Here is a 13474-nt window from a genome sequence, read left to right on the forward strand (position 1 = left end):
ACGCGGGAAGAACTACCGTGCCCGTGCGGTCGACAGCGACAACACATGCTCAACCAGGCCGATCAGCACCGCCTTGCTCGACTCCCGGTCCCGCGCATCACACAACAACAACGGCACATGACCGTCCAGATCAAGGGCCTCCCGGACCTCCGCCTCCGTATACGACGACGCGTCATCGAAACAGTTCACCGCCACCACGAACGGCGTATTGCGCCGCTCGAAGTAGTCGATCGACGGGAAACAGTCCGCCAACCGGCGCGTGTCCGCCAACACGACCGCACCCAGCGCACCCAACGCCAACTCGTCCCACAGGAACCAGAACCGGTCCTGACCAGGCGTACCGAACAGGTACAACACCACATCCTGCCCGATCGTGATCCGCCCGAAATCCATCGCCACCGTCGTGGTCGACTTCCGCTCCACCCCGGTCAGATCATCCGTGCCGATCCCCGCCGCCGTCAGCGACTCCTCCGTCTGCAACGGCCGGATCTCACTCACCGCACCGACAAGCGTCGTCTTCCCCGCGCCGAACCCGCCCGCGACCAGAATCTTGATCGCCGTCGGGACCGGACGACTAGAGCGCCCGTAGTCCATTGATCACCGCCTTGAGGATGCTCTCGCTCGGCAGCTCGCCCGCCGCCGGAGGGTGGTACATCTCGATCAACCCCTGCCCCAGCAGGTCACCCAGCAGCACCCGCACCACACCCAGCGCAAGATCCAGATGCGACGCCAGCTCCGCCACGGCCAGGGGCTCCCGCGCATACGCGAGGATCGCCCGGTGCTCCGGCTGCAACCCGTACCCGAGATCCGACATCGCCGCCCGGTTCGTCACCACCATCGCGACCACATCGAACGACCCCGACGCCGGATGGACCCGGCCACCCGTCATCGCATACGGCCGCACCACCGGACCCGCATCCCGGTCCACCCACGTGTGATCCACCCACGGCTCCGCAGCCAGATCACCCCGCGGCCGCTCCGGCCACGGCTGCTCACCCCGCAGCACCACATACTGCTCAGCCCGGTACGCATCCGCCCGCTGCTGCTCAGCCCACTGCTGCTCGACCCACTCCTCGGCCGCACCCGCCTCCCGCGGATCGCCACGGTCCGGGTGCCCGGCGGCGTGCCGGCCCGGCGGCGTCGTCATCCGCCGGCCGCCGGACGCGCCGACGTCGACAGGTTCTGCCCCACCCGCTGCACCAGCATCGCCATCTCATACGCGATCAACCCGATGTCAGCGTCGGACTCGGCGAGGACCGCCAGACACGCCCCACGCCCCGCCGCCGTCACGAACAGAAACGCCGACTCCATCTCGATGATCGTCTGCCGGACCGGCCCACCGCCGAAGTGCCGCCCCGCACCCCGCGCCAGACTCTGGAAACCCGCCGCAACCGCCGACAGATGCTCCGCGTCCTCCTGCGACAACCCCTTCGACGCGCCCATCATCAGCCCGTCCACCGACAGCACCACCGACCGCTGCACCGACGGCACCCGATCCACCAGGTCGTCCAGAAGCCAGTTCAGCCCGATGTTGCTACCCTGCGCCGCCGTCATCCCGCCACCCCGTCACGACCCGTGCTGCCATTGCTGCCGTTGCTGTCGCCGCTGTCCTCGGAGCCGCTGGCATGCCGGCCCCGCGCCGTGCCCGCCTGGAACGACGACATCATCTTCCGCAGCTGCTCCGGCGACCGGTTCGGCTGCGGCACCTCCACCTCATCCAGATCGTCGACCGCGGCCGTGTCCTGCTGCAGCTGCGGCGCCAGGCTCTGCTGCCGCACCCGCTTCGGCAGACCCCGCGAACCCGCCGGCTTCGCACCACCAGCGCTCCCCGACGCCCCGCCGGCCCCGCCAGCTCCACCGGCCGCGCTCGCCACACCCGCCGGCGCTGCCGCCGGCCGCTGCCGCGGCAACGGACCCGGCCCGCTACGGCGCCCGTCCGGCACCACCGACAACGCCGGCCGCGCACCGATCGACGACGACGGCAACACCTGCGTGTGCTCAGGCACCTCACCCTCACCCGGCAACCACGAGAACGGCTCCCGCGCCACCACCTGCATCTCATGCGTGTTCGACAGATCCGCCGGCGCCCCCGGCGGCAGCGGCGACGGCACCGCCGAAGGCTGCGCCACCACCAGGTCCGTCGGCAGCAACGCCACCGCCGTCACCCCACCGAACGGCGAGGACCGCAGCACCACCCGCACCCCGTGCCGCGCCCCCAGCTGCGCCACCACGAACAACCCCAGCCGGGCGCTGTTCGCCGGATCGAACTCCGGCGGCTCCACCAGACGCCGGTTCGCCTCCACGATCGCCTGCTCCGACATCCCCAGCCCACGGTCCTCGATCTCGATCACGAAACCGTTCGGCACCAGCTGACCCGTCACGTTCACCCGCGTGTGCGGCGGCGAATACGCCGTCGCGTTCTCGATCAGCTCCGCCAGCAGGTGGATGATGTCGCCGACGGCCCGACCGACCACCGCACCCTCACCGATCTGCTGCACCTGCACCCGCGCGTAGTCCTCGACCTCCGACACCGCGCCACGCACCACGTCGATCACCGACACCGGGTTACGCCAACCCCGGCCCGGCGCCGCACCCGCCAGGATCACCAGGTCCTCCGCGTGCCGCCGCATCCGCGTCGCCAGATGATCCACCCGGAACAGGTCCGCCAGGTCATCCGGCTCCGACGTGCGCCGCTCCATCCCGTCCAGCAGCGACAACTGCCGGTGCAGCAGCGTCTGCGACCTGCGCGCGATGTTCAGGAACACCTCGTTCATCCCCTGCCGCACCGACGACTCCTCCACCGCCGACGCGACCGCGGTGCGCTGCACCGAGTTGAACGCCTCACCCACCTGACCGATCTCGTCTGTGCCCAGCCGCAGCGGCGGCGCCTCCGCCGCCACATCCACCTGCACACCACGCCGCAACCGCGACACCACCGACGGCAGCCGCTCATCGGCGAGCTCCAGCGCCGCCGCCCGCAGCCCGTCCAGCCGCCGCGCGAGGGACCGGCCGATCCGCACCGACAGCACCAGCGACAGGACCACCGCGAGCAGACCCAGCACACCGGCGATACCCAGCCGCAGGAAGATCGCGTTCGACGCGTCCTGCGCCGCCTGCACGTTGTGCGCCTGCACCTCGGTCCGGAAACGCTTCAGGTCCTCGTTCACCGGGTCGAACGCACCCCGCCACGCCTGCAGGTTGATCCCCGCCGCCTCCGCCGTCCCCGGCGGCGTCGCCAGCAACTGGTTCTCCAGCTGCGTCAGCTTCTGCATCGGGTCACCACCAGCGATCCCACCGAACCGCGCCTGCGTGTCCCCCGACAGCAGCGACACACCGTACGGCAGGATCAGCCGCTTCTGCCCGATTAGCGCCACCAGCTCCGTGTGCACCGACGCCGTGAACTGGTTGCTCGCCGCCGCCTGCGTGATCAGCGCGTCCTCCTGCGAGAACAGGTCCCGGGACAGACCCAGGACGAACACGCCGGTCGCCTCCTTCGTCACCTCGGAGTCCTGGTGGTTCGTCACCGACTCACCGATGCCGTAGGTGCCGGTGATGATCCCCGAATACGCCTGCCGCACCGCGTCCGCCGAACCACCACCGTCCGCGAGCTGCCGCAGCTGCGGCAGCGCGTCGAGGGCCTTCGTCGACGTCGCGATCGCCTGCTTCGTCTCCGCGCTCGCCACGTCCTGGAAGTCCTTGGACGCCGCGAGATCCCGGAACTCCGTCACCTCCAGGTCCGTCTTCGCCCGCTGCTCCTGCACCGCCGTGGCGTTCCTCCGGCCGCCGGCGACGTACACGGTCGTCAACTGCCGCTCGATCTGCAGCTGCTCGACCATCGCCTCGGCCGGTTCGGTGACCTTGTCGCTGACCAGCTTCGAGTTCCGCAGGTCCAGCGCCGGCTGGAGAGTGAAACTCACCGCGAACAGCCAGATCGCGATGAGCATGACGATCGGGATCGCCAGCATCGCCGTGATCTTCGCGCGGATGGACCAACGGTTGTTCATGAGACCTCGGGCATCGCTCGGGTGCGGTTCGGTTGCGGACCGCCACCGTAAGCGGGCCCGACGGTGACCGACCGTCATGTCCGCGGCCGCGCTTTTCCGACCAGCCGGATGACAGACAGTAGGATCTCCCGCCAGGACTCGAAAGACCGGAGAATCTTCGCTACTGTGACGGTTCTAGCGCAGAATTTCTGGAGGTGTGTCGTGCAGCCGTACGCGTATGAACGCCACGAGCTCATCGAGCCGGACTGGCGACGCCTCCCCGGCTGGCGCCACGTGACCCGCGACGAATGGGAATCCGCCCAATGGCAGCGGGCCCACTGCGTCAAGAACATCGCCCAGCTGCGCACCGTCTACGGCGACCTCATCACCGCCGACTTCTACGACGACCTCGCCCTCGACCAGGCCACCCAGGCCACCATGTCGATGCTCGTCCCACCCCACATGATCAACACCATGGTCCCCACCGGCGAGATCACCGACAAAACCCTCCTCGCCGACCCCGTCCGCCGCTACATGCTGCCCGTCGCCTCCGACCGGCTCACCGACTTCGCCTCACACCCCCACGCCAGCCGCGACTCACTCCACGAACACGACATGTGGGTCGCCGAAGGCCTCACCCACCGCTACCCCACCAAAGTCCTCGCCGAACTGCTGTCCACCTGCCCCCAGTACTGCGGCCACTGCACCCGCATGGACCTCGTCGGCAACAGCACCCCCACCGTCGCGAAACTCAAACTGTCGCTCAAACCCGTCGACCGCTACGACGCAATGATCAACTACCTGAAAGGCCAGCCCGGCGTCCGCGACGTCGTGGTCTCCGGCGGCGACGTCGCCAACGTCCCCTGGCCCCAGCTCGAAACGTTCCTCATGCGACTGCTCGCCATCGACACCATTCGCGACATCCGCCTCGCCACCAAAGCCCTCGCCGGCCTCCCCCAGCACTGGCTCCAACCCGCCGTCGTCGAAGGCCTCGAACGCGTCGCCCGCACCGCCGCCCGCCGCGGCGTCAACCTCGCCATCCACACCCACGTCAACCACGCCCAGTCCCTCACCCCACTCGTCGCCCGCGCCGCCCAGACCGCCCTCGAGGTCGGCGTCCGCGACGTGCGCAACCAGGGCGTCCTCATGCGCGGCGTCAACGCCACCGCCGCCGACCTGCTCGACCTCTGCTTCGCACTGCAGGGCGAGGCCGGCATCCTGCCCTACTACTTCTACATGTGCGACATGATCCCCAACGCCGAACACTGGCGCGTCGCCGTCTGGCAGGCCCAGCAGCTCCAGCACGACATCATGGGCTACCTGCCCGGCTACGCCACCCCACGGATCGTCTGCGACGTGCCCTTCGTCGGCAAGCGCTGGGTCCACATGGTCACCGACTACGACCGGGAGCGCGGCATCACCTACTGGACGAAGAACTACCGCACCTCCATCGAGGACTCGTCCATGGACCTCGACCGCACCTACCCGTACTACGACCCCATCGACACGCTGCCCGCCGCCGGCATCGCCAAGTGGCGAGCCGAGGCACAGCTGCCCCTGGTCGCCTACGCTGGGTAAGTGCGACGTAACCTTCTGCGCCTTCTCGGACTGAGCATCGCCGGTGTCGCCGTCGTCCTGTACATCAACTCGATCGGCGACACCGGCGATGAGACCGCCTCGGATCCGGCCCGCCGGCTGCAGTGCGCGGAGAACGGCGAGATCGCCGCCGCCTACGCCACCGCGTCGCCCACCAGCCGCGAGACCCGCTCCCCGCAGCAACTCGCCACCGCCTGGGCGCAGCTGCGCCCCAGCACCCTGATCAAAGGCATGCACCAGGTCTACTCCGAGCCCGCACGCGTCGACATCGCCTTCGACGCCAAGGCCCACACCGTCGCCGTGCTGACGTTCCGCTCGCACGACCCGCTCGGCTGGCACCTGGACGCCGTCGTCGCCTGCCAGGAATCCGATCTGGAACGCCCGACGGCCCCGACCAGCGGTCCCTGACCGACAAAAACGGAAATCTGCCGCGCAGCGGCTTCTTTTGTACTGGCGTGGCGTCAGCCACGTCGCCTAAGGCATCCTAGGACGCTAGGATATGACGATGGACAGTGTGCGCCCGGCATCGGCAATGACCTGGGCGGACGCGATCCGGGCCCACGAGGCGAACAGCGAGCGGAAGGAGTCGCCGTGCCGCGCCGCCACGGCCGGATCCTGCTCGACGACGTCCAGCTCGTTGACGACGGTCAGGTCGGCGAACGACCGCAGCACGTCGGGGTCCAGGGACTCGACCGTGTCCGTGAAGCGGTTCCAGACCTCCCCGGTGTCGGCCAGACGCCGCCAGGTGCGGTCCCGGTCGCAGGCGCCGTAGAGGTAGACCAGCCGTTGCGCGGGCGCCCCGATAAGGTCCCGCAGCGTGTCATGGTCGGCCGGGTCGAGCAGGACCAGGTCGAAGCCGTCCGTGCCGTATACCGCGTGCGCCAGCCCGGCCAGCTGCACGTCGACGCCCAGCCCCAGCGCGCCCAGCCGGTCATGGACGCGCGACAGGTGCGCATACAGCGTGCCGCCGGGATGCTCGACCGTCTCCGCGCCGTGCTGCCGCAACCACGCCCGTAGGTCCTCCTCAGCGCTCATGCCCCGAGCCTAGGAGCGCCGCGGTCGCCGGCTCCAGGGTGACGCGGCGCACGTCGCGTCAAGCATCCTAGGACGAAGGTCTCAGGTCAGCAGGCGGGTCCGGGCCGCCGGGGCATCCACGGCCAGCTCCGACAGCAGGGCGGCGACCGGATCGGGCCGGCCCCGCTCCAGCAGCGCCAGCAGCAGGTGCCGGGTCTCGATCCGGCGGGATCTCGCCGCCGCGGCCAGTGCGAGGGTGCGCGACAGGACCTCGCGGGCCCCGGAGCTGAAGGGCGGGCGCTTGCCGGCGCCCGCGGCGCCGGTGGGCCGGAAGTCGCCGATGTCGACACCGATCGCCGCCAGAGCCTGCCGGTCGAGCTCGTCCGCCGCCGTCCGGGCCGCGGCAACCGTGACACCGAGCAGGCCGGCGCCGGTCGGCTCGCTGAGCACGGCCAGCAGCAGGTGCTCGGTGCCCACCCGCCGGTCGCCCCGCCGGCGGGCCTCCTCAACGGCGCCCTGCACGGCCGAACGCGCCGTCGCGGCGAATCTCTCGAACATCTCAGCGTCCCTTCCCGTACTTGGCGTGGATCGACTGCCGCGACACCCCGAGCGCGTCGCCGATCTGCTCCCACGACCAGCCCTCGGCGCGGGCGAGCTCGACGTGCACGGCCTCGACCTGCTCGGCGAGGCGGTGCAGGGCGCCGACGGCGCGCAGGCCCACGGCGGGATCGGCGGACCGGATCCGGGCGGACAGATCTGCATCGCTCATGGTTGTCAGTCTGGGTTGACAGGACGGGATTTGTCAACGCAGACTGACGCCACCGAACGATGTCAGTCCAGACTGACAAACCTGGAGGAGAGACCGTGGACGCCGAAGTCGTCATCGCCGGAGCCGGCCCCACCGGCCTGCTGCTCGCCTACGAACTGGGCCGGGCGGGCGTGCCCGCCCTCGTGCTGGACAGGTCCCCACACCCCGACGAGCAGCCCCGCGCGAACGGGCTCGTCGGCCAGATCACCCGCGTGCTCGCCTACCGCGGCCTGCTCCACGGCACACCCCTGCACCCCGTCGCCGTGCCCAGGTTCCCGTTCGGGCCACTGACCCTGGAGCTCGACCGGCTCGAGGCCAGCCCGCTGCACGTGCTCCCCGTGCCGCAACGCGCCCTCGAGGACCTCCTGCACAGCGCCGCGACCGCAGCCGGCGCGACCGTCCGGCGCGGCCACGAAGTCACCGGCTTCGCGCAGACCGACGACGGAGTCACGCTGGACGTCCGGGGGCCGGACGGCGACACCACGCTCACCGCGGGACACCTCGTCGGCTGCGACGGCGGGCGCAGCTTCGTCCGCAAGCACGCCGGCATCGCCTTCCCCGGCATCACCAGCGACGAGATCTCCCGGATGGCCCGCGTGACCATGCCGGCCGGCGAGGTCACCGTCGACGGCGGCACCCTGACGGTGCGCGGTGTCCGGCTGGCGCTGCTGCGACCGAACCGCACCGCGACCGGCACGATCACCGTCGCCCCCCAGCGGATGCTCGACCCGGCCGCCGACCCGGACGTCTACATCCTGGCCACCTCCGAGCCACTCCCCCCGAACCGGCCCGACCAGCCCCTCACCCTCGACGAACTGCGCGCCAGCGTCCACCGGGTAATCGGCACCGACCTGCCGATCACCGCAGCGCACTGGGCCCGCAGCACGGTCGCCAACAGCAGGCAGGCCGAGACGTACCGGTCCGGCCGGGTCCTGCTCGCCGGCGACGCCGCGCACGTGTTCGCCGCCGGCGGCACCGCCCTCAACGCCGGCCTGCTCGACGCGGTCAACCTCGGCTGGAAACTGGCCGCCACCGCACGCGGCACCGCTCCGGCCGGCCTGCTCGACACGTATCAGGCCGAGCGCCACCCCGCCGCACGTCGCGCGATCCTGCACACGCGCGCCCAGGCGGCCCTGTCCGCGTCGGGCGAGAACGCCGAGGCCCTGCGCGAGATCCTCACCGACGTCCTGCGGCACCCGGGCCCGCTGGCGCACCTGGCCGCGCTCATGGAGGGCTCGGACGTGACGTACGGGCCCGGACCGCTGACCGGCGGCTGGGCCCCCGACGTCCTGGACGGCCCGGCGGCGACGGCGGCGATCAACCAGCTGAGCACCGGCCGGCCGCTGGTCATCGACGCCGCCGACGGCGGGAAGATCGCCACGGCGGCGGACCCGTGGCGGCAGCGGCTCGACGTGGTCGCGCTGCCGGGCGCCGGCCCGTCCGCGTTCATCCGCCCCGACGGCTACCTGGCCTGGGCGGGCGACTCCCCCGACGGGCTGCACGAAGCGCTGACGCGATGGATGGGAGCGCCGTAACGGCGCACGCCCTCGGCGTCCTGGGACGCCGAGGGCACGGCCCCGCGCCGCCTGGAACGGCCTGGAACGGCTTGGAACGCCGGAAGGGCAGAACCTCGAGGCGATCGGAGCGTGCCGAGTGAGCGCTGGAGCTGCGTACCCGTTGCAGGAGCAGGTCCGTGCCGTCCTCCCGGACCACGGCTGGACGCTCACGACCGGCGCCGGCTGGTGCCACGCCGGCCCCACCGGCTACCCGTTCCAGCGCCAGGGCTGGAAGCTGCACGTGTCCGCGACGCCGCTGTCGGCGCTGCTGGTCCTCAGCCGATGCGCACGCGTGCTGGTGGGGCACGGCCACGCCTTCAAGTTCGCGCCGGACCTCTCCCGGCTCCTCGACCTCCTCGACCGCGAGTCCGACCGCGGCAGCGCCGGCAAGTTCATCACCGTCTACCCCACCCGGGACGCGGACATCGCCGGACTGGCCGGCGCGCTGCACCGGGAGACCGCCGGCCTGCCAGGGCCACAGATCCTCTCCGATCGCCAGTACCGGCCGGGGAGTCTCGTGCACCTGCGCTACGGCGTCCACACGGAGCACCCGACGCTCACCGACGACGGCGAGCTGCACACCCGCCTCACCGCACCCGACGGCACGCGCGTCCCCGACCGGCGGCAGGCCTGGTTCACGATGCCCGACTGGGCCGAGTATCCGATCCGGGCCACCGCCGACGCCGACGCCGATCCGAGGCTCGCCGGCAGGTACCGCGTCCACACTGCCATCCAGCACGCCAACAAGGGCGGCGTCTACCAGGCCCTCGACGAGCAGCAGCAGTGCGAGGTCATTGTCAAGCAGGCCCGCGCCCACACCGGGGCGACCCTCACCGGCCAGGACTCGCAGACGCTGCTCCGCGCCGAGGCCGACGCCCTGGACATCCTGCACCCGCACGGCGTGTGCCCCCGGAGGATCGACCTGTTCACCTACGGGGACAGCCTGTTCCTGGTGGAAGAGGCCCTGACCGGAACGACCCTCGCGGACTGGGTGATCCACCGGCTCGTGCCGGGCAGCCGCTTGAATGACGGCCTGCCGATCCAGGACCTGCTTCCCGTGGCCGCGCAGGTCGTCGACGTGCTCCGCACGGTCCACGACGCCGGGCTGCGACTCGGCGACCTGACCCCGACCAACCTGATGATCTGCCAGGACGGTTCCGTCCGGTGCATCGACCTCGAGGGAGCCGGACGCTTCGGCACCCCGATCGCTCCGATCGGCACGCACGGTTACATTCCACCCGAGTTCACGACCTCGACGACTGAGCCGACCGAGCCGACCGCCTCCGGCGTCGCCAACGACCTGTATGCCCTCGGCGCCGTGCTGTTCTTCCTGGTCACCGGGGCGCATCCGGTCCTGCTCGACGACGACGCCGGCACCCGCGAGCACCGGCTCGCGGGACTGTTCGCGCTGCTCGGCGCCGACGGGGACGCGGCCCGGGCCCTCGGCCCGGCCGTCCTCGGGCTGATGGCCGACGACCCGGCCGCCCGGTGGTCCCTCGACCGCGTCCGGATCCATCTCCTGGAAGCCGCCACACCCGCCACACCCGCCGCGCCCGTGGCGACCCTGCCCCGGCGCCGTGGCGGCGGCCCGTCGCCGCGCGAGCTGCTCACCGACCTCGCCGAGCAGCTCGCCGAAGCGGCCACCGACGACCCCGGCACGGCGCCCAGGTCCGACCCGCGGACGGTGTACCGCGGCGCCGCCGGACTCCTCGCCGTGCTGACCCGGATCGATCCCCGGTCAACGGCCGTCGACGCCCTCATCGACCGGATCAGCGCCGACCCGCCGGCCGGTCCGGTCCTGCCCGGCCTGTACAGCGGCGTCGCCGGCGTCGCCTGGGCGGGTTTCGACGCCGCCAGACTCCGCGGCGAAGATCCCGGCCACGCCCTGGACCTCGCCCGGCGGATCCCCACCAGCTGGCACGTGCCGGACGTGTGCCACGGCCTCGCCGGCGCCGGCCTGGCGTTCGCGCACCTGTGGCGCCACGGCGCCGGCGACGAGTTCCGCGCACGGGTCGCGGACTGCGCCGACAGCCTGACCCGAATGGCGGACGACACCGAGCATGGGCTCCTGTGGCCGTTTCCGCCCGACGCCGACACCCCGCTCGCCGGCCAGTCCACCTACGGCTTCGCCCACGGCGTCGCCGGCATCGGGACCTTCCTGTTGACCGCGGCCGCGGTCACCGGCGACCACCGGCACCTCAACCTCGCGGTCCGAGCGGGCCGGACCCTCGCCGGCAACGTCCAGGGCGACGACACGGCGGCCTGGTGGTACGCCGACCCGCAGGAGCAGCAGGAGGGCGGCCATCCGGTCGCCGCCGCCCACTGGTGCAACGGCGCCTCCGGCATCGGCACCTTCCTGCTCCGGCTCGGATGCGCGACGGACGACCCCACGTGGACCGCGCTCGCCCGGCGCGCCGCCGTGACCGTGCGCATGGAGGCCCGCGACGCGTCCGCCTGCTACTGCCACGGGCTCGCCGGCAACGGCGACTTCCTGCTCGACCTGGCCGAGCGCCTGGACGACGACCGGTACCGCACCTGGGCCGGCGAACTGGCCGACCTCATCGCGGCGACCGCGGTGCGGCAGAACGGGAGATTCGTCATCGCCGACGACACCAGGAAGGCCGTCACACCCGGCTTCGCCACCGGCACCGCCGGCACCGCGGCATTCCTGCACCGCCTGACCCACGGCGGCGACCGCTGGTGGATGACCGGATGAGCCCACAGTCTCCGCCGCGGAACCGCCGCGGCGGGAGCACGGACCGAACGGAGGTGAACCACATGATCACGAAGCTCGAGGCGCTGCAGAAGCTGCAGGCCGTCAAGCAGGCCAAGCCTGGCCGGTGCGCACCCAGCACCTGCATCTTCACGTCGGCGATCCACCTGCCGTAAGCGCAGGTGAAGAGGCCGGCAGGGGCGATCCCTGCCGGCCTCTTCAACCGGTATGACGCGGCCGACACCGCGTAAGGCATCCTAGGACACTAGTTCAGGACACCGACAGCGAGTGGATCGCGCCGGCGCGGGTGCCGAAGTACATGGCGCCCTTCCACACCGCCGGGGTCGACTCGATGCAGCCGCCGATCTTCAGCTCCCACAGCAGCTTCGGTTGGGCGTTGGTGTCCTTGACGTCGTAGGCGTGCATGATGCCGGAGCAGTCGCCGATGAACAGGGTGTCGTCGACGACGACCGGGGACTGCCAGGTCTCGTTGCCCGGCACGTGGAACTTCCAGCGCACGGCGCCGGTGGCGCGGTCCAGGCCCATGACGTCCCCGCCGGTCGTGTCGAAGATCGCGATGTCCTTGAACAGCGCCGGCGTGCCCCAGATGCCGGCGGGCTTGGTGCCCTGGTCCTTCACCGCCCACACGACCGGGTTGTCGGGCTTGGACGGGTCGAGCTTCATCATCTGCCCGACCTGCTTGGAGCGGGCGTTGCCCTTCTCGTACTCGGAGCCGACGTAGAGGAAGCCGGCCTCGTCGATGACGATGGTGGCGTCGGTGTCGTCGCCCGTCCAGAAGCGGAACACCCGGGTCGGGGTCTTGCCGGCCTTCAGGCCGCTGATGTCCCAGCCCTGCACGAGACCGCCGGAGTTGGCGAAGTAGACGGTGTCCTTGTAGATCGCCACGGAGTTCTCGATCGAGACGTTGCTGTCGCCGAAGTCCTTGAGCAGCTGCGCGTCCCAGCCCGGGGTGTTGAACACCAGCTTCGGGTTCACCGTGACCTTGCCGTTGGCGTCGTAGCCGCGGTTGAGCTTCACGATGTGGAACTGGCTGTTCTCGCCGCCCTCGAACAGGTAGTCGTCGATGATCAGGCCGGAGCCGTCCCAGTCGTCGTTCCACATGACCGGCGACACCGCGTTCGCCGACAGCTTCCACAGCTCCGTCGGCTTGTCCCGGTCCAGGGCGATGACCCGGTAGTAGTTGTCGCGGGAGCCGGAGTACAGCAGCGGGAAGCCGTCCGGGTCCATCGTCACGGTGCCCTTGATGATGTCGCCGGTCGGGAAGTCGGGGAGGATGCGGTCGCCGGTGGCGGCGTCGAGGAAGTGGATGGCACCGTCGTAGGCGCCGAAGACCACCCAGGTCCGGCCGTCCTTCTCGAACACGGCGGGCTGGCCGGTCCAGCCGTTGCCGCACCACTGCGTCGTCTTGCCCTTGTCCTCCGACATCCGGCACAGGCCGCCGGTCTTCGGGAACTGCCACTTGTGCACCGGCATGCTGCGCGGCACCGGGCCCTGCCCGTAGTAGGTGCGGGTCGGGTTGCCGCGGAACGTCAGCAGGCCCTGCACCTTCGTGCCGTACGGCTTGCCGACCAGTTCCGGATCGGACCAGCCGGTGAACGCCGGTTTCGCCGGTGACGGGGACGTCGAGGCGGCGGGTGCACCGCTCGCGGAGGCGGCGGTGCGCTCCGAGGCGGTCTTGCGCAGCGCATAAGCGGTGGTGGCGATCCCGCCCAGGACAAGGACCAGGGCAGCGGCGAGCATGAGACGGAACGTCCCCGTACGTGACATGGCGACAGTATGTCGA

At 71.0% G+C, this 13474-nt stretch carries 12 protein-coding genes; 4 read left to right on the forward strand and 8 right to left on the reverse strand.

All coding sequences use genetic code 11. The annotated features are described in order from the left end of the window. Positions 1 to 12: 12 nt before the first annotated feature. The 4 genes from Dsi01nite_RS34365 to Dsi01nite_RS34380 form a co-directional block, all read right to left on the reverse strand. The gene (locus Dsi01nite_RS34365) at positions 13 to 594 is read right to left on the reverse strand and encodes a GTP-binding protein (RefSeq protein WP_203850502.1); all 582 of its coding nucleotides are present in this window, start codon (positions 592 to 594) and stop codon (positions 13 to 15) included. After that, entirely contained in the window at positions 575 to 961 is a 387-nt protein-coding gene (locus tag Dsi01nite_RS34370; RefSeq protein ID WP_203850531.1) for a DUF742 domain-containing protein, read from the reverse strand. The genes Dsi01nite_RS34365 and Dsi01nite_RS34370 overlap by 20 nt, the downstream gene beginning before the upstream one ends. Before the next feature lie 182 nt (positions 962 to 1143). Next, positions 1144 to 1554 (reverse strand): roadblock/LC7 domain-containing protein, encoded by a 411-nt coding sequence (locus tag Dsi01nite_RS34375; protein WP_203850503.1) that lies wholly within the window; start codon positions 1552 to 1554, stop codon positions 1144 to 1146. Beyond that, on the reverse strand, positions 1551 to 4004 hold the full coding sequence (locus Dsi01nite_RS34380) for a sensor histidine kinase (protein ID WP_203850504.1): 2454 nt from the start codon (positions 4002 to 4004) through the stop codon (positions 1551 to 1553). The genes Dsi01nite_RS34375 and Dsi01nite_RS34380 overlap by 4 nt, the downstream gene beginning before the upstream one ends. Positions 4005 to 4157: 153 nt before the next feature. On the opposite strand from Dsi01nite_RS34380, the gene Dsi01nite_RS34385 reads away from it, so the two are divergent. Continuing rightward, positions 4158 to 5561: a KamA family radical SAM protein gene (locus Dsi01nite_RS34385; protein WP_239136384.1), complete on the forward strand. Its 1404-nt coding sequence runs from the start codon at positions 4158 to 4160 to the stop codon at positions 5559 to 5561. Then, positions 5562 to 5987, forward strand: coding sequence for a hypothetical protein (locus Dsi01nite_RS34390; RefSeq protein WP_203850506.1), 426 nt, complete (start codon positions 5562 to 5564; stop codon positions 5985 to 5987). Between the two features lie 84 nt (positions 5988 to 6071). On the opposite strand, the gene Dsi01nite_RS34395 is transcribed toward Dsi01nite_RS34390, so the two are convergent. The 3 genes from Dsi01nite_RS34395 to Dsi01nite_RS34405 all read right to left on the reverse strand — a co-directional run bounded on the left by Dsi01nite_RS34395 (position 6072) and on the right by Dsi01nite_RS34405 (position 7362). Continuing rightward, complete coding sequence (locus tag Dsi01nite_RS34395) at positions 6072 to 6614, reverse strand: DUF6817 domain-containing protein (protein ID WP_203850507.1); 543 nt, start codon at positions 6612 to 6614, stop codon at positions 6072 to 6074. A gap of 81 nt (positions 6615 to 6695) precedes the next feature. Next, positions 6696 to 7151 (reverse strand): Clp protease N-terminal domain-containing protein, encoded by a 456-nt coding sequence (locus Dsi01nite_RS34400; RefSeq protein WP_203850508.1) that lies wholly within the window; start codon positions 7149 to 7151, stop codon positions 6696 to 6698. A gap of 1 nt (position 7152) precedes the next feature. Continuing rightward, positions 7153 to 7362: a helix-turn-helix domain-containing protein gene (locus Dsi01nite_RS34405; RefSeq protein WP_203850509.1), complete on the reverse strand. Its 210-nt coding sequence runs from the start codon at positions 7360 to 7362 to the stop codon at positions 7153 to 7155. 95 nt (positions 7363 to 7457) lie between these two features. Here Dsi01nite_RS34405 and Dsi01nite_RS34410 point away from each other — a divergent pair, with 95 nt between their 5' ends. Together Dsi01nite_RS34410 and lanL are read left to right on the forward strand one after the other, a co-directional pair. Next, the gene (locus tag Dsi01nite_RS34410) at positions 7458 to 8936 is read left to right on the forward strand and encodes an FAD-dependent monooxygenase (RefSeq protein WP_239136379.1); all 1479 of its coding nucleotides are present in this window, start codon (positions 7458 to 7460) and stop codon (positions 8934 to 8936) included. 118 nt (positions 8937 to 9054) lie between these two features. Then, positions 9055 to 11673: a class IV lanthionine synthetase LanL gene (gene lanL / locus Dsi01nite_RS34415; protein WP_203850511.1), complete on the forward strand. Its 2619-nt coding sequence runs from the start codon at positions 9055 to 9057 to the stop codon at positions 11671 to 11673. Between the two features lie 267 nt (positions 11674 to 11940). Here the strand turns inward: lanL and Dsi01nite_RS34420 are convergent, their stop codons facing one another. Further along, entirely contained in the window at positions 11941 to 13458 is a 1518-nt protein-coding gene (locus tag Dsi01nite_RS34420; protein ID WP_203850512.1) for an outer membrane protein assembly factor BamB family protein, read from the reverse strand. Positions 13459 to 13474 lie beyond the last annotated feature (16 nt).

Origin of the sequence: Dactylosporangium siamense (assembly GCF_016862795.1) — a bacterium.
In the GTDB taxonomy this organism is placed as follows: Bacteria; Actinomycetota; Actinomycetes; order Mycobacteriales; family Micromonosporaceae; genus Dactylosporangium; species Dactylosporangium siamense.